The following is a 16,071-nucleotide window of genomic DNA, read 5'->3' as shown; positions in this document are numbered from 1 at the left end:
TGCTGGCCACGCGGGCAGCTTGGCCGGCCCGCGCCTTCTGGGGCGCGGGCCACGCCTGTCGACGGATCTTCCGCACTTTGCCGACTGGGCATGTAGAGTCAGGTCTTCTGGCATGGAGTGCCTGGGAGCCCGCGACGATCCTCGAATTCCCAACGAAACCAGCACGCTCGCCGGCGGTCGACGAGTTTGTCGGCGGCGTGGGGGCGAGTCGGACGAGGCAATCAGCCCGCACCGCAGAAATCAGATCTTCTCAAAAGCACCGATTCGCGCGATCAACACGAAGCCTTACTCAGACGGTGCATCATCATGAACGTCATCGCAGTCAGTCTCGTATCGCTCGTTCTGGCAATCGCGTGCGTTCTCGTCCACTACGAGGCCTTCAAAATGGTCGCAAGCTCTGCCCGGTCAGCCGAGGTCGGCGGATTTCCGAGCCGAGGACGATTGCTGATCGTTATCTTTGGAGCGCTTGCCGCGCATACTGTCGAGATTACATTCTACGGTTTCGTCTTCTGGGGCCTCCATAGCTACGGGCTATTGGGCGAAATCGTCGGCAAAATCCCCGATGGCTGGATCGACTTCCTGTATTTCTCCATCACCAACTATACAACGCTGGGCGTCGGTGACATCAGGGCCGAGGGTCCGATGCGACTGATTGCCTCCTCTGAGGCGCTCACCGGTCTGGTGCTATTAAGCTGGACGGCCTCGTTCACTTACCTCTCCATGGAGAATTTTTGGAAGAGGAGGTAGAGAGCGGAAAGCGTCGCGGTCGGATTCGATCGGGAGGCAACAACCAATCCGCGGTGTCCTTGATCAACCCTGGCTGCAGGAGGAATGACGTCGCCAGCAGGAATTCAGTCAGCCCATGAATGGCGAGCGGCTTTGGTGCCGTTTCTCTTGGGATTGTGAGGTGTTTCGAGCTTGCCGTTGGCGACGTTATCTTTCCTTCCGCCTTCCCCACTTTGCCTGCCGGTTTCCGGTGATTGAGCGCGGGCAACTGCGGCCTTAGAGGTAGACCGGATGTCTTCGACTTCGGCCGCCGCTAAATGGTCTATCCCGATGAAGCTGTTCTCGCCCGTACTCACGCGCACCAGCTCGTCAAGCTTTGCCTGGACCGCTGCCCCATCTCGATTCTGCGTATTCTGGATCAGGAAAACCATCAGGAAGGTGACAATCGTCGTCGAGGTGTTGATGATGAGCTGCCAGGTTTCCGAAAAACCGAGGAAAGGGCCAGAGAAACCCCAGACCGCGATCAAAGCCATGCAAAGGGTGAAGGTGATCGGCCGGCCTGCCCCGCGAGCGACAGCGTCAGCGATCCTTCCGAATGTCTTTTCTATTCACCGCCCCCGGCCCAACCGCCGAATGAACTGACCCCCGAACGTTGTGTCCAACTTTACGGGGTCAGTTCAGAAGCGGGGTTCTTTTGCCTCAACGGCCAGCCGCATTTTTCTTAGCGGCCGATTTGGGCTGACTAGATTTAGCCCTGGAAGCAGAGTCCTTTGAGTGGGCTGCCATAGCGGGTGCAGCTCCAGTTTTTTTTGCCGCGCTCGCCTTCGCAGTCGCTGCTTTCTTTGTAGCCTTCTTACGGGCGGGCTTCTTCGCAGGCACCTTCTTCGCGGCTTCCTCGTTCGAAGAGAAAATGCCGGTGATGCTACCGATGATGGACACAGCGCTACCCTCCGTTGAACTCGACCGTCAATGCGCATCGGCACGAAACGGTTCCATTAGGTGGCGCGCTTGATATCTGTGATCGCGCCGGCTTGATCAATCGCTCAAACGGCGCCTACCGAGCCTTGGTCTCTGAGACAGGGGTGCCGAGGACTTTAAGACTGTCCTCAACTGCCTGACGAGGGAACGGCCTTGTAACTGGCTCAAGTCGTAACCCTCCGATTTCAGCTGACGACGGAGGCTTTCCACATCGCTTAGCTTGCCAGACCGGGCCAGTTCAAACGCGCGTTCGAGGGTCGTTGTGTTCGGTTTCATACGTCACAAATCTAGATTTCCTGCAAGACGGCAGTTCGGCAGAAGACGATGCAGCGCCTATTTCCGCCAACTCGGGATTGAGCGCCAATCCGGGAACCCAGCGTCATGGTGCACGATGGCGTCGAACATCGCTTCATAAACGCTGCCAATCTCTTCCTCGATTCGGTGCTGCTGATCCCAACTGCCTTCGCGTCGGCAAAGAGCTCCTGAATAGCCTCCGCAACCGAAATCACGTTTGAACTGGCAAGCCCAGACAGGTTGCTGCCTGGCCACTTGTCAAGAAAATCGACTCCGCGCGTGCTCATGCCTAAACAAGCCGGCCGCGCATATTAAGTTCCGCTTAAGTCCGGCCCACTCAGTTGGAGGCGCCCAGCCTAAAAATCTCAAGCTTCTCGCTGGAAGTACCTTCTGACCGCATCGCTCGCATGTGAATATCGCAAGGGACTTTACCCAGGAGCCCTCCCTAACCAGCTTGGCTCTGCAGCTCGGACACTGCAGGGTCAAATCCTGTCGAGCAGGTGATTAGATAAGCCAGGCCCCATGACGAAGCTTTCAGACCGTCCATCAAGCGCAAGCCGCAGGAGCTCTCCGACGAGGGTGACCAATTTCTATAAGTGCAACATCTGCGGACAGTCGATGGACGTGCACGATCTGCGTCAGGTGATCGGGCACGAGCAGCCGAGGCATGAGCGGCTGAATTCCGAAGCCTCAAACGCTCCTGAAAAGCAAAAAGCCCGCCGGCCGGAGCCAGCGGGCCTCTTCGTAGCAACGCGACTCGTTAGCCGGGCGAAGTGAGGATGATAACCGACGGCGGGATCGCGGCCGTAACAGCGGACAAACGCTCACGCCTGGTCAGAACAGGCTTCCCGTAGGTTTTCTTCATGGCGGTGCTCCTCGCTTTACCTGCGCGGCGGCAAAATTTGCCTTGCTCAAGCGAGTCTGGTCAGCCGCCTGCGACACCAGTTCGGCGCCGAGCAAGGGCCGTTCTGTAATAAAATTCGAAGCGACTGCAACCAATCTCACTCTCTGAAGTTTTGAAGACCTTGTGACCGTGAAAGAGGGGTTGATCTTGGCTGCTTTCCTACCTGTGCAGATTAAGTTTGTGAACTTCGAAACCAGTGCCATCTCGTCGGTGGCCGAAGCCAGAGCGGCAATGAATGGGGCGTGGAAGAACAAGGAAATGCATTCCTATCGACAGGCGTTGCGTTTGCTCGATGAGGCTCAGGCAGGCACTTGCCGGCAATCCATCGCGTTCGAGGCCTTTGTCAAAGCCGCAAGAGATCAGGACATGGTTGTTTCAGGCCAGCCAAGCAAGGGCCTCAGCCTCCTAGACGCGCTGACAAGCTCGATCTACGGCTAGGATCGCCAGCCGCCGTACTCGGTTTGAGCAGCAAGCGCCGCAGCGCGTCCAGCCCTGCAACTGCAAGCCGCCCGTGCCCCTCGGTGGAAAAGCGCGGGCCGACCAAGTTTGCACTTGGCCAACAGCGCAAAGGAACATCGGGAGAGCGCTGCGTTCGCATTTGTTCAGGCTGTCCCCGCGCATAGCAAAAAACCTGCCGCGTTCGGCAGCGTGCCGGGGCGGCTATTTCGACTCCACGCCCGGCTCAGGCTGAATGTCGATCGTGTCGCCATTTCCGTGCACGGCATCACGGTCCCAGCCGTTCGTCTTCTCGGGCGTTTTGACGACGGCTTCCCGGGTGTCCCGGCCTTTGTCCTTTCTGGGCCCTGGACCTGGCACATCGCGTGATGACTTTGGTTCCACATGCGCCTCCTTTTTTCAATCCATAAACAAGGTCGAGAGCTCGGGTTCCAACATTAGGAAAGCCCGCTGTCTTGGGAGAGTGCAGCGGGCCATTTCGCTAGGAGTTGAGGGAACATCTCCTCGTTGCGGAGATAACAGGCCAATGACGGTTTGGTTCCCAGCCGTTCACCCCCCTCGCAGCACGCCCCAGATAAGTGCGGTCAAACGCACCAAGCAGCCTTCGGCTACCTTTTCGCCAGCAAGAGCGCTTCGCGCACCAGCGATGGCAGACTGCCTAGCCCGAGCAAGTCGATAAGCTCGCGTGCTTGGCTGAGGGTGATGCCGGTTTTGTCCACAAGCCAGCTGGCGTGCTTTTCCTTGGTGGCTTGGATCAGGATTTTCGATTCATCGAGGCATTCATGGCAAATGCTCCATGGCGAAAACGAAACGTAACCCTTGTGAAGCAGCTCGCAAGCCAGCGTAGTGAAATGGTACGAATCAGACAAATCGGCCTTGCCGTTCGCCGTTAAACGAAGTGCGATGGCTAGCTAAGGACTGCCGCCTATTCGGCAGGATCGCCAGGAACCGCGTCGTGAACTTCCGTAACGATGTGGCCTTTCGGCTCGCCAGCCAAATACTGGACGTGAACGTCAACGACAAAGGTGCTTGTCATCGGGTTTGCATCTCTGGTGATCTGGCCTTTGGGGTCGGTAATGGAGGACTTCCGAAACAAGACCGGTAGAGCTTTAGGGCGCTTGTGGCGAGGAAGAGTTGCGTCCTTTCCGTCAGCAACTTGCCAACTACCCGGGACCTGAGCCCGTTGGCCGGGCCAGCTAAGAAATGCAAAAAAGCCCCGCCCCCTCTCGGCAGCGGGCAAGTTCTAGACTGTGCTGGGATCAAGCAGCGTAGGTCAACGAATGACCACAGCGTTGGTTGCGGATGGAGTGACTATATGGCCGCCGAACCTAAGTCCTGAACTGCCGTTTTCTGGAAGCGGTCGTTTATGCTTCTTTGCTCGGCTCATCCCCGAATACCTTGCTGTTTTGGCCAGGATCGCATTCGCGATATGGCTCATGGTCCGTAATTGGCCAACCGATACAATGATCTGATCCCCTCAGCATAGGTCAGGGCAGCTCCCATAGCCCGTCGTCCCGGTGGCAGCGCGGGCGTCCCAAACCGATGAAGCCGGCGGGTCTATTGAGCAGCGCTTGGAACACGGTAACATTAGCTCAGGAATAAACGGGGGACGCAGGTGCTACCTTCATCAGGGCTGGAACGGCTGAACGCATTTTCCGATGGCGTGTTCGCAGTTCTGATAACTGTTCTAGTTTTGGATTTGCGCCCGCCGGAAGTGCCGACCTTCAAGGCCCTTCTGGCGTCGTGGGAAACCTTGCTTAGCTACGCTGTGAGTTATCTCTTCATAGCCATCGTCTGGGCGAACCACCATCATCTCTTGCGCCACGCGAAAGAGAGCACGGCGTCCTTGATGTGGTACAATTTCGCGCATCTGTTCTCAGTCTCGCTGCTCCCCCTGGCCACGGCATGGATGGCTGTAAGTGAGTTGGCACCGCAGCCGGTCGCCTTCTATGCGACCGTGTTTTTCCTGGTTAACCTGACATATCTGTTGTTGATCCGCGAGCTCATTGATCCGATCCCCGAGAACGAGGTGTCGCCAGAAGTGCGGCGGCTCATGCGCCTGCGTGCCGTGATTACGCTCAGCCTTTTTGGGCTCGCAGCTATCCTGGCATTGAACTACCCAATCGTCGGACTGGGGATCTGTATTTGTTGCCTGGCAGTCTATCTCAAGCCCCAGGCTCGGGGCTGACAAGGTACGGCCAGAATCCGGCGTATTGTGCGGCGTGGCGGCGGGGCCGAGCACATCGAGGCTTGACCGTCCCGAACGAGCCATTCCGAGCATGTCCGCACTTGTCTGAGGATAGCCGTCTTGGCGCTTCGCTCGGTTTCCATCGTTGCTAACGCTGAACGCCACCCTTCAGGCGACTTGGGCTCTCTTGCGACGCCTATGCATTTAGCAATCTCGCGCGTCCGAACAATGCCGAAGTGGTCCATTCACTCGATCCTTCACCGGCCAATTCCGCGTTTCGATGACATCAGGGTTGAAACTGCGCTCGTCGTGAGAGACGGAGCTTTTGTCACGTGCTCTGGCGGCTTCGCGGCCTTCGATATGATGATCGACACCATCGAGAAGGAAGCCGGTCTTGAGCTGGCAGGCGCCGTCTGTCGGTACATGAGCACGGACCACGCACGCGAGGGAGGCTCCTCCCCTGCCATGCCCGCTAGTCTGCGACTGGCCGGAACCAGTGCCAAGTTAATCGAGGCCATTCGGCTGATGGAGGGCAATCTCGAGCAAACTATTGAACGCGATAGCGACCAAGATCGGTACATCGCGCCGACAGCTGGAGCGCCTGTTTCACAGCTATCTATCAACCACCCCCAGCCGCCACTATTTGAACCTTCGCCTCTCGCGCGCGCGTCAGCTGCTAGACACCACCGATCTTCGAATCCTTGAGATTGCCATTGCCTGCGGCTTCGAATCGCCGTCGCACTTTCGAAGAGTTTTCGTGACCATTTCGGAGAAGCTCCGAACTCTGTTCGGATAGCGCCATAGGTGCGGTCGCTGCTCTTGAAACTGCGATCGATGCTGGACACGAGGATGTCGTCGCTCGATCTGGTGGTGGCGACCGGCTATCTCACCCGACTTTTGGAAAATGCGCGAGTGGTCCGATACCTGGCGCATAATTTCCCGGAAACACTTTCAGAATTTCAAAAAATGACAGAGCCAAACCAGTCCGCGCGTTAGGCCGCGGCCCTTGAACGTCGAGAACTCCCGGAAAATCGAGAGTCCTCATGCCGGAAACAGGTTGCCATTCAGTTCGCGACAGAACCGGAAATTCAGCCGTGCCGAGACCGCTTCTGTTCGTTCAGGGCGGGAGCGAAACGCGCATGACGAGTGGGGACAGCAAACTGGTCGGAAAGGGGCTCTGCCTATTTTCATATTGGTCAAGATAGAAAAATAGGCTAATTGGATCTCGCGAAGGACATGTTGGCGGCCTGCGCCTCACGCCGCCCAGGGCGCACCAGCGGTCGGTTATCAACGAGGTTGAGAAGGCCATTGTCGCTTTCGGCTAAGCTAGGATGCACGACCGGTGGAGGCTGCCAACCTCGGGTGGTGCGGGCATCGGGTCCGACATTGATGGGAAGAATTGGGATTCTGTTTTGGAATAACGAGTTCAAAGATTTCCGCTCACTCCCGAATATGGGCTGCGGTAACATCTATGTTCCTAAAGGCGAATGGCAGGCTGCAACAGCGGACGTGATCGAGCTGATCGGACAGTCTGTTCTGTCGGCGTACCAGGCTTGTCGCGCCGAGCGTGACCGGATGCCACGCTGTAAGGCGGCCTAAGCGTGAAAGAAACGCGCATTCGAGTCCGTGCAGGATGGGAGTGGATCGACTGGCGCGAATTGTGGCAATCACGGGACCTTGTCATGCTGCTCGTACGCCGCGACCTCGTCACCAAATACGCTCAGACGATGCTAGGGCCGCTTTGGTTCGCCATCCAGCCGATTGTGATGGCAATCGTCCTGTCGGTCGCTATAAACGGCGGTGCCGGTGTCGCGACGGAAGGCGTCCCGCCGTTTCTCTTCAATCTCTGCAGCCTCGCGCCTTGGTTTTATTTCTCCCAGACCTTCGGCTCGGTCGGGGCCACATTCGTCAACAACGCCGACCTGTTCCAGAAGGTCTATTTTCCTCGCAGCTCAGTTCCGTTGGCCGTGGGTCTGTCGAACCTGGTCGCACTGGCCATTCAGACTAGCCTTTTCTTAATTGTTCTAATCACTTACCACGTCAGCGGGGTGTGGACATCGCACTCCTGGCGGATCATCCTCATTCCTGTCCTATTCGTCGAACTCGTCGTTTTCACGCTGGGGGCAGGCCTTTGTGTGGCCTCGCTTGCGGCACGCTATCGTGATCTCGTCCACGCCATGCAATACGTGCTCCTGATCGCCATGTTCGCCTCCTTGGTATTCGTGCCGTTGTCTAGCCTCCCGGCTCACCTTCGCTGGCTCCCCTGGTTCAACCCCCTTGCCGTGATCGTCGAGAACATGAGGTCGCTCGCACTCAATACCCCAGCTGTATCGGCAATTCAGTCGGCCGTGTCGGTAGCGATCAGCTTAGGCCTGTTTCTGGTGGGGCTTCTCGCCTTCGAGAGAGCATCCCGCACTGCGGTCGATTTGGCCTGACCGAGACAGATCCCATGAATCCAGCGATCGAGATCAAGAACCTGTCCAAGCGGTACGATTTGCATCCTCGACCGACATCGCTGCGTGAGAGTGTCGGAGCGTGGCTTGGCCGGGGCGAAGCGTCCGAGGCGCAGGGCACGCAATACTGGGCACTTCGCGGCGTGTCGCTGTCGATCGAGGCGGGCGAAGTCGTCGGCCTCATAGGCCTCAACGGGGCAGGCAAGTCAACTCTCCTCAAGATTCTCTCGCGCATTACAGATCCGTCGGCGGGAGAAGTCCGCATCCGCGGCCGCGTGGGCGCCCTGCTCGAGGTTGGTGCCGGCTTTCACGGGGACCTTACCGGACGGGACAATATCTACCTGAGCGGCGCCATTCTCGGCATGTCGAAGGCGGAACTGGACAGGCGCTTTGAGGAGATCGTCGCCTTCGCTGAGATAGAGCGCTTTCTCGATGTACCTGTAAAACGCTATTCGAGTGGTATGTTCGTTCGCTTGGCCTTCGCGGTGGCCGTCCACCTCGATCCGGATATTCTCATTCTCGACGAGGTCTTGTCGGTTGGGGACTCGCGCTTCCAACGCAAGTCCCTGTCCAAGATCGAAAGCCTCGTTACGAAGGGGGGGAGAACGGTGCTTCTGGTGAGCCATAACATGGATACGGTCAATCGGCTGTGTTCCCGCTGCCTTTGGCTCGAATCCGGATCAGTGAAGGCCCTCGGCGAAACGCGAGAGGTCGTGACGTCTTATCTCGCCTCGGCGGGTGACTTCGCGGGATCGAGCAATCGAATTGATGTTACCGCGGCACCTCGGACCGGCAATGGCAAAGCCCGCTTCCTCGGCATCTCCATCGATAGTGGGAACCCTTCTTCGTCGGGTCAGATCTGCACCGATGGGCCGGCCCGTTGCACGCTTGACATTGAAGCTGAAGACGACATCGACGTGGACAGTCTTGCCGTGGTTATCAATAGCCTTTCGGGCCTGAAACTGGTCAATGCAGATACAGCATTACTGGGGAATGCCTGCCGGCTGCGCGCTGGCCAGAACCGCGTGACTGTCACGATCGATCAGTTGCATTTGCTGCCGGGAACGTACGGCCTCGAACTCTGGATGGGACAAAGATCAGGTGACTACCTTGCAGGTGACATCCTGGATCACGTCCACCACGCCTGCCGGGTCGAGGTCCTTAGGCCGGGCGGACCTGATGGAAGGGTTCTTCCCGCGGAAGGCCTAATCCCCTGCGTCTACAAGTTCGAGGTCGAAACTTGACGGGAAGAACGACTTATTGCGCCAACCAGCGATCGATTGCAGGCTAGTCGCCCGATGCCGGCCCAAATTCCTAGGGCGAAATACAGATTGATGAATGAAGGCCGCCGATCGCGACCGCTGATCCGATCGAGTATCACGGCGTGTGCGGCATGAAGCGTCTGACGTAACGCGGAGCGGACGTATTGCCCAACGCAGGATGCAAAACCTCTCTCCCAGACCAAGGCGTCCACAAGTACCTGCGAGATGCCAAGGCCGAACGCCAGCCGTTTTAGGTAACTTGGCGTGGTCCGGAAGGCGGGGATAATGTGATCAATTACGCAATCGGGCGTGTACCATAGATCCCACCCGCACGCTGAAATCCGAAGGCTGATCTCCGTGTCGCCCCCCGAAACAAGCCTTCGCCCAATGCGGTCAGCGAGAAAAGGCGTTTCGATCCAGCCTGTTTGATCGAGGGCGGCGCGGCGCAGGACGATCCCGGCTCCGACCAGCCCCCAAATCCGGCATGCTTCGAGCCCATGGTCCTGGCAGGCCAAAGTCCAGCCCACGGCTTTGGGAAGCGGCTCGGCGCCGTTCTCCCAGTAGGGCCTGACAACCCCGCCGAAGGCTCCGCACCGCGGATGTGCATCAGCGAAAGCTATTGCGTTCGCCAGCCAGCTTTCATCGAGCAGGCAGTCATCGTCGACCAAGGCCAGCCACTCACCGGCCGTTTCCCTGACGCCGCGCTGGCGCGCAGGCGTCAATCCCTGCTGGCGTTCTCTCACGACACTCAGCTGTCCTATCCGCTTGGCGTTCTTGTGGCGCTCAACAACAAGCTGGGTGTCATCTGTGCAATTGTTGTCAACAACGAGCACTTCCCAAGATCGATCACGGCAGTATTGCCGCGCCAAACGATCCAGAGTTCGATCGAGAACAGACGAATTATTGTACGTACAAATAACGACGCTAACTTTGAATTTACCGCTCAAGATGAACTCCTTCTATTGGAATTGCCGCGCAAGCGACTTGTCGACGGGCTGCTGACAAGCTTACCCAGGCCCTATGGAGTGTCGATCGGTGTTGTATCATTTACAGAGGCTTCGCGCGCGCTCGCCTGCATCCTGATCCCCGGCATCGCAAATTGACCAGGGCGGCCTCTATGGCATAGCCAAAATGACAGTGGGAATTTCCATGGCCTTCCTATGGGCGTACCATTTTCCTAAGGCGCGGTCACTCGCCAGGTTACGACGGTCTTGCGCCCCGCGACTGACACTCCTAACATCGGTTTCAAATCACGTCGAAACGTGATCGGCCGAGTTCGCACATCTTGGAGCTAGGTCGATGACCAAGGTACGCCGCTCACCGCTTAGAGCCGCAGTCCAGTAGCGCGAAGCCAAGGCGTGAAACCTCTTGGCAGGACCCGACGGTATGTGATGCCTGAGAGCGCCCGGGGAGTTCGCTACGCAAAATGCAGGATGTTTGCCCATCGCATCTTGCCAGAAATTGTCAAGAGACGATTGAGGCGGCTAATGAGATATGGGCCGCCTGGCGTCGGAAAGGTGCGCTTCGGCGACTTCGGGCGGACTGATCCGGTCAGCCGAGATTTCGGGTATGATCGCGGAACACCAATTGATCGGATCTACATCGAGAGATTTCTGGCGGAACACGCGTCAAGTATCCACGGTAGAACGCTTGAAGTCGTCGATGACGATTACACGGCTCGCTTCGGAGGACCGAAAACGACACAGCGTGATATCGTCGACTTGCGTCCTGAAAACACTCGAGCGACGATCGTCGGCGACCTCACGAACCTGAGCGCAGAGTGGAACGATAAGTTCGATGCGATCGTACTGACCCAAACCCTGCATCTCATCTTTGATCTGCAGGGGGCCGTTTCTGCGCTGTTCCGGCTCCTCAAGAGCGGCGGAACCGTGCTTGTGACGGTGCCAGGCCTGACGCCCATTGATCATCATCAGGAATATGAAACGTGGTATTGGTCGCTGACGGAAGCTTCAGCTCGCCGATTGTTCTCGGATGTCTTTGGGGCGAACTCGACGCATATTGCTGTCTACGGGAACGTCTGCTCTGCGGTATGCTTTCTCGAAGGTATTGCCGCGGAAGAGCTCAAGCCAGAAATGCTGCACGAGCGGGACCATCACTTTCCTGTCACCATCGGGATATGCGCCACAAAGGGCTAATAGGATGGCTTGGACGCTCAAGACAAAGCTGCAGGGCGTTTTGCGTCGCCATGCCTTGAAGCCGGTGATCCTGATGTACCATCGCATCGCGGCAACGGACTTGGATCCCTGGGAACTCGCCGTTTCGCCAACCAATTTCGAGAAGCAGGTCCTGGACCTCGGAAAGACGAGACGTGTGCTGCCGTTGCTAGAGTTCGCATCGAGGCACATTGAAGGAAGCCTTCCACCTGACGCTGCAGCCATTACTTTCGACGACGGCTACGCGTGCAATGCCTTAATCGCGGCGCCTATCCTGGAAACGCTCGGTCTTCCAGCTACGTTCTTTCTGGCAACGTCCATGCTCGGCAAAACCGACGAGTTCTGGAACGATGCTCTCGAACGGGTTATCTTCGATCCTAGGGCAGCAGGACCAGCCTCCATGGTCGTCGCCGGTCGCGAGGCTCATGTTGATCTGGGTGAACACGCCGATGATTACCAATTGGGCCGAGGGTGGCGAGCTATGCAGGAGCCGCCTCGAACTGCGCGCGAGCACGCTTATCTCAAGCTTTGGGAAGTTCTGAAGCCGGTCTCACTTGATGTGCAATACCAAGCAATCGAATCACTCGCTCGCCAGGTCGGCAGTGACTTGGCGCCTCGAACCAGCCACCGACCTATGACGATTGATGAAGCCCGACTGCTCTCGCGAAGGTCGCGCTTGGACATTTCAGGTCACACAGAAACCCACGTCTCTCTCCCATTGTGGGATCGGCACATCCAGCTGAAGGAGATCCAACAAAGTCGCCGGACGTGCGAGGACCTGTCGTGCCGCCCATGTCCCACATTCGCCTACCCCTATGGCGACTATTCCGACCTGACCATCGAATGCGCAATAGAGTCGGGGCTGGTCTGCGCCGTGTCGGCCTACCCCAGAACTGTGGCGAACACAGACCTCCCTCTGGTGCTGCCGCGGATCATGATGACAAACGAGAGCATTGTTGGACATCTCGGGGCAAATTGATGCACAAGCCCATGTTCGGCAGCGCGGTCGCAGCGTTATTGTTCAGCTCGTGAGCCGGCCTTCAAGTCGGGGCGAGATCTTGCCTGTCTCGACGATCGGAAGCACGAAAGCCTGCGCCACCAAAGCTTGGCAGATCTGCTTCTTGAGCAAAGGGCCCACCGAGCGCTCTCGTATAAGCCTAGCCAAAGCTGAGATAAGTTCCTTCTGAACGACTAAATGAGTAGCCGTTCCAAAAATTATCGAAAAAGGAAATATTTTTAAGTAATTCAACAATACTTCTCGCAAGTACCGATCGATGATCATCTCCCTAACACGGCCATTGGAGAAACTCTGGTCGACGAGGACTTCCAACTGTCCGACATCGCCTCGATCGGAACGAACGACGGCAATGAAAGACCTGATATCTGGGCCAAGATCGATCTGCGGAATGGCCCCGGGAATTCGGACAATCCGCGAGGCCACACTTCCAACAACGCCGATGCTGTCGGACGCATTAGCGGTAGCGGCGAGACGTTCTGTATGGTCCAGCACTTCGGTCACGAAAGAAGGCCCACAGCGGGCAATCGTGCCAATTCTCTGTATGAACTCTTGAAGGTGAGGTTTCAGTGTAGGCCAGCAGCCTTCCCAATTGGGTCTGAAGTCGCCTAATCCGATGGGAATGGCGTCGAACAAAGCCGCTCCGATATCAGAAGCTGACAAGGGCTCGGCAGGAAGAGCTTGCATCCCCCTCAGGATGCCCTGAGTTGAGTGCTTGCGTGCGACTGCAAGACCCGCCAGCCAACTGGCAAAGCGATATGCCGCAGCGGGGAACTCTGCAGGCGATACGCCTTCGGCATACATGGGATGGGGTCTGGGAACTCGGGGATCGGGGCCGTGCCCACGGGCGATGACGATGAGACCGTCTCGAAACTCCTGCTCGTAGAAGGTACTGAGCGAGGATTCTGTTTGTCGGTAAAAGGCCACGAAGTCATCAACGCCCATGCAGCGGGCGCCAGACCGGATGACACGTTGCCAGAGATCCCAGTCTGCGCAGCCCATCAATGTTTCATCAAAACCGCCAAGCTCGTGAAAGGTCGAGTTTTTCAAAATGCATGCGTGGACCATAAACGTGGCCGTTGATGCAAGGCGATGGAATAAGTCGCCCCCGGGAAGGTGCACCTGCGATGGATCCTGGCTGTGGTCCCCGCACACGCGAAGGCCTAAGGCGTGCACAAGGTGCACATCCTGGCCGGCAGCGCGCAATAGCGAGCCAAGGGCATTAGGAGCAAGCCAGTCGTCGCTGTCGAGAAAAAGCAGCCAATCTGCCTTTGCTTTTGCCGCTCCCGTGTTTCTGGCCGAAGCAGCACCTTGCTGCGTCTGCAACCAGACCGAAATTCTGGCGTCTTGGGACGCGAGATTCTGAAGCACGGCGGGTGTTTCATCGGTAGACCCATCGTCAACGAGAATGGCTTCCCAGTCGGCGACGGATTGCGCCTTAAGTGAAGCCACTGCTTCGAGGATTAGCATGGGTTGATTGTGGACGGGGATGACTATGGAAACCTGCGGCATAGTGGTCCTGTCCAAAGGCATCCAGGTGCTTCGTGACCTTTCGAGGATCGCGAACAGGATGGTGAGCGCGCCTTCGCGGCGGCAACCAAGCGGTAGAATGTTAACTTTTTCTGGGGGCGGTTCAAGATGGAAAAAGGCAGCCGACACCGTCAGCTTCCGCAGCAACGACCTGCTTTAGCAGGCCCGGTAGGGAGAGTGCGCCGTCAATCGATCGCTTCAGAATTTAAGGGCGACCGAGCCTAAACAACCAGATGGTTAGCCGCGTCGTTGACGTGGTGGTGCAGACAGTGTTCCTGACCGGCGCCGATCCGGCCATTTTCCCAACAACGGCGTTGCATCGTTGTCAATTGCCGAAGTGCCTTTTATTGGGATCAGTGACGGCTCTTCAATCTTCCGCTTACGTCCAATTTTCAGGGCTTCGATTTCGTCATCACGCCTCGCGATGCGGCTTTCCAAGTTTGCGATGCGCTCTGTCAAAAAGTAGCGGCCAACGATGAACCCTCCGCCTCCAAAAAGAGCTGCGAAAGTCATAAAGGCTATAGGGTTAGCGATCACCAGAGCCGCATTGGTCTGGAAGAAAGTGATCAGATCGTGCAATTTTGAACATCCTCTCAGTTCCGGGGAAGTCTGTGTATTTCCAGTCTCACCGGGCCACCTCGATCGCAGCTCGTGCAGAGAAGCGCCCGCTCAACGGTACTGAATAGCGCGTCCTTCCCGTATCGCCCGATCAGCGCAGCCGCCTTCACCTCGGCGTGATGGGAGCAAGTCTTGCACCACGCCCGCAGCTTGTGCCATTCGCGTAAGTCCCCGAGGGAGACGTCCAGACCGGCATGAATGCTTCCGTCAACAATTGCCCGTGGCGGGATCTTCACCTCCCCAGGCGTCAAGATTTTTTCCATGACATGCCGGCTGTTGTAGTGGATCAGCAGCGTGCCGGGTCGACGGCGAATTGCAGCCTGCCAGGCGGCTTGGCTGACTGTCGCATCCGGGGACGTTGAAATCGTTTCGAGATGGGTCTTTTCCTCCCTGTCCCAGACTTCGATGCGGAAATTGTCCTCGGCCGGATTCGCCATCAGGTCCGTCCCTTGTGCCAGCCGCGAGAGAAGCCGTTGGAAACTGCCGCGCGCGACAGCGCGAGCTCACGCTCGAGTTCAGTGTTCCTGGATAGAACGTGCAGCAGTGCGAGTACGGAGTCGCCGCCGGCTGCGGCGATGGCCGGCTGCGCCGCGGTTTCCAACTCCGACATAGCTTCGCCGCCCGGGCGTTCTGGCGCTTTCCCATAGCCTTTCCTGCTCATATGTCTTTCAGGAATAAGGAACATATTCCTGCCTCGTCAAGGCCGCTCTTGACTTTTTGTTCTCATTTCGTTCACTGTTGACCAGATTGGCCGCGGGAGGCGAGTTATGAGGCTTCAGCTGGAAATCAAAGGCGCTTCGCCGGAAGAGAAGCACCGCGGCATCGAAGCGGCCAAAGCTGTCCTTGCCGCAGCGGGAATATCCGCTGAAGAGGCAACGGATGGGATGTTCGCGCTCGAAAACTGGGACGATTCCAGCTTTGACGATGATGAAGCACCCACGGAGGACGAGGATGTGGCGGCGGCGATCTGGATGGGCGCCAACAAGGCGGCAATCATGGCGTGCTGCGCTGACTGGCCAAGTGATGCGGCGCCGGAGAACTATCAATTCCTTGAGTTGGTGGATTGATGTCCGACCACGGCCTGCCTTCCCAGAAAAAGCCGAAACTCATCGTTGTCGTGGCCTTCGACCGCGGCGAAGATGGCGAACTGTTCACGGCCTATGGCCCGACTGATCAGCAAAGCGAGGAGCGCGCGATCAGGACAGCCAAGGCGCTCGCTTCGACGCATGGCGGCGTGATCGCGTGGAGCCGAGATGCCGACCCTGCATTAGGCGATTACGGTCCGCCCACAACGCTGTTCGTCAGTGGCGATGTCCCAGACATGGAATAGGCGCCGCCGTGTCACGAGCTTTCGGGTCGCATAGTCTCCACTGAGAGCGCCCCGGCCGAAAGCGGCCGAGCGTGTGCGCCGATGTCAACTTGAGTTTCTTGATCTCGTCCGGCTCGATCTTGATGAAATGGTCCTTGTCCACC

The 16,071-nt window shown here is 57.6% G+C and carries 17 protein-coding genes; 11 read left to right on the top strand and 6 right to left on the bottom strand.

The window, feature by feature from the left end; translation table 11 throughout:
- Positions 1 to 306: 306 nt before the first annotated feature.
- On the top strand, positions 307 to 747 hold the full coding sequence (locus LB543_RS32615; RefSeq protein WP_140813694.1) for an ion channel: 441 nt from the start codon (positions 307 to 309) through the stop codon (positions 745 to 747).
- A 104-nt stretch (positions 748 to 851) separates the two neighbouring features.
- Here LB543_RS32615 and LB543_RS32610 read toward each other — a convergent pair whose 3' ends face one another.
- Positions 852 to 1,334 carry a low affinity iron permease family protein gene (locus LB543_RS32610; protein WP_140813695.1) on the bottom strand — a complete coding sequence of 161 codons (483 nt, stop codon included), beginning with the start codon at positions 1,332 to 1,334 and terminating at the stop codon, positions 852 to 854.
- Positions 1,335 to 3,025: 1,691 nt separating this feature from the next.
- Between LB543_RS32610 and LB543_RS32605 the strand changes: the two genes are divergently transcribed.
- The 6 genes from LB543_RS32605 to LB543_RS32580 all read left to right on the top strand — a co-directional run bounded on the left by LB543_RS32605 (position 3,026) and on the right by LB543_RS32580 (position 9,243).
- Positions 3,026 to 3,340: a DUF982 domain-containing protein gene (locus tag LB543_RS32605; protein ID WP_140813696.1), complete on the top strand. Its 315-nt coding sequence runs from the start codon at positions 3,026 to 3,028 to the stop codon at positions 3,338 to 3,340.
- A 1,633-nt stretch (positions 3,341 to 4,973) separates the two neighbouring features.
- Complete coding sequence (locus LB543_RS32600; RefSeq protein WP_140813699.1) at positions 4,974 to 5,546, top strand: TMEM175 family protein; 573 nt, start codon at positions 4,974 to 4,976, stop codon at positions 5,544 to 5,546.
- A 550-nt stretch (positions 5,547 to 6,096) separates the two neighbouring features.
- Positions 6,097 to 6,342, top strand: coding sequence for a helix-turn-helix domain-containing protein (locus tag LB543_RS34265; protein ID WP_181183103.1), 246 nt, complete (start codon positions 6,097 to 6,099; stop codon positions 6,340 to 6,342).
- 53 nt (positions 6,343 to 6,395) lie between these two features.
- Positions 6,396 to 6,542 carry a plasmid partitioning protein RepB C-terminal domain-containing protein gene (locus LB543_RS32590; RefSeq protein ID WP_246682680.1) on the top strand — a complete coding sequence of 49 codons (147 nt, stop codon included), beginning with the start codon at positions 6,396 to 6,398 and terminating at the stop codon, positions 6,540 to 6,542.
- A gap of 605 nt (positions 6,543 to 7,147) precedes the next feature.
- Positions 7,148 to 7,981 (top strand): ABC transporter permease, encoded by an 834-nt coding sequence (locus tag LB543_RS32585; RefSeq protein ID WP_140813700.1) that lies wholly within the window; start codon positions 7,148 to 7,150, stop codon positions 7,979 to 7,981.
- A gap of 14 nt (positions 7,982 to 7,995) precedes the next feature.
- Entirely contained in the window at positions 7,996 to 9,243 is a 1,248-nt protein-coding gene (locus LB543_RS32580; protein ID WP_140765619.1) for an ABC transporter ATP-binding protein, read from the top strand.
- On the opposite strand, the gene LB543_RS34260 is transcribed toward LB543_RS32580, so the two are convergent.
- Positions 9,219 to 10,130 carry a glycosyltransferase gene (locus LB543_RS34260; protein WP_411908806.1) on the bottom strand — a complete coding sequence of 304 codons (912 nt, stop codon included), beginning with the start codon at positions 10,128 to 10,130 and terminating at the stop codon, positions 9,219 to 9,221. The two genes, LB543_RS32580 and LB543_RS34260, sit on opposite strands and share 25 nt — an antisense overlap.
- Before the next feature lie 648 nt (positions 10,131 to 10,778).
- Here LB543_RS34260 and LB543_RS32570 point away from each other — a divergent pair.
- Complete coding sequence (locus LB543_RS32570; RefSeq protein ID WP_181183105.1) at positions 10,779 to 11,417, top strand: class I SAM-dependent methyltransferase; 639 nt, start codon at positions 10,779 to 10,781, stop codon at positions 11,415 to 11,417.
- A 4-nt stretch (positions 11,418 to 11,421) separates the two neighbouring features.
- Positions 11,422 to 12,414 carry a polysaccharide deacetylase family protein gene (locus LB543_RS32565; RefSeq protein ID WP_181183106.1) on the top strand — a complete coding sequence of 331 codons (993 nt, stop codon included), beginning with the start codon at positions 11,422 to 11,424 and terminating at the stop codon, positions 12,412 to 12,414.
- Between the two features lie 42 nt (positions 12,415 to 12,456).
- On the opposite strand, the gene LB543_RS32560 is transcribed toward LB543_RS32565, so the two are convergent.
- From LB543_RS32560 to LB543_RS32545, 4 genes are all read right to left on the bottom strand, one after another.
- Positions 12,457 to 14,109: a glycosyltransferase family 2 protein gene (locus LB543_RS32560; RefSeq protein ID WP_140813703.1), complete on the bottom strand. Its 1,653-nt coding sequence runs from the start codon at positions 14,107 to 14,109 to the stop codon at positions 12,457 to 12,459.
- 108 nt (positions 14,110 to 14,217) lie between these two features.
- A complete protein-coding gene (locus LB543_RS32555; RefSeq protein WP_140813704.1) occupies positions 14,218 to 14,559 on the bottom strand; it encodes a hypothetical protein in 342 nt (113 codons plus the stop codon).
- Between the two features lie 14 nt (positions 14,560 to 14,573).
- Positions 14,574 to 15,035, bottom strand: a complete 462-nt coding sequence (locus LB543_RS32550; protein WP_140764531.1) for a hypothetical protein — start codon at positions 15,033 to 15,035, stop codon at positions 14,574 to 14,576.
- The gene (locus LB543_RS32545) at positions 15,035 to 15,259 is read right to left on the bottom strand and encodes a hypothetical protein (protein WP_140764533.1); all 225 of its coding nucleotides are present in this window, start codon (positions 15,257 to 15,259) and stop codon (positions 15,035 to 15,037) included. The genes LB543_RS32550 and LB543_RS32545 overlap by 1 nt, the downstream gene beginning before the upstream one ends.
- Positions 15,260 to 15,365: 106 nt before the next feature.
- Between LB543_RS32545 and LB543_RS32540 the strand changes: the two genes are divergently transcribed.
- Together LB543_RS32540 and LB543_RS32535 are read left to right on the top strand one after the other, a co-directional pair.
- Complete coding sequence (locus tag LB543_RS32540) at positions 15,366 to 15,665, top strand: hypothetical protein (RefSeq protein ID WP_140813705.1); 300 nt, start codon at positions 15,366 to 15,368, stop codon at positions 15,663 to 15,665.
- Complete coding sequence (locus LB543_RS32535) at positions 15,665 to 15,928, top strand: hypothetical protein (protein WP_140764539.1); 264 nt, start codon at positions 15,665 to 15,667, stop codon at positions 15,926 to 15,928. The genes LB543_RS32540 and LB543_RS32535 overlap by 1 nt, the downstream gene beginning before the upstream one ends.
- Positions 15,929 to 16,071: the final 143 nt, after the last annotated feature.

This window comes from Mesorhizobium sp. ESP7-2, from assembly GCF_020164715.1.
In the GTDB taxonomy this organism is placed as follows: domain Bacteria; phylum Pseudomonadota; class Alphaproteobacteria; order Rhizobiales; family Rhizobiaceae; genus Mesorhizobium.
Note: the sequence above shows the minus strand (reverse complement) of the source record. Positions and strands in the feature narration are given on the sequence as shown.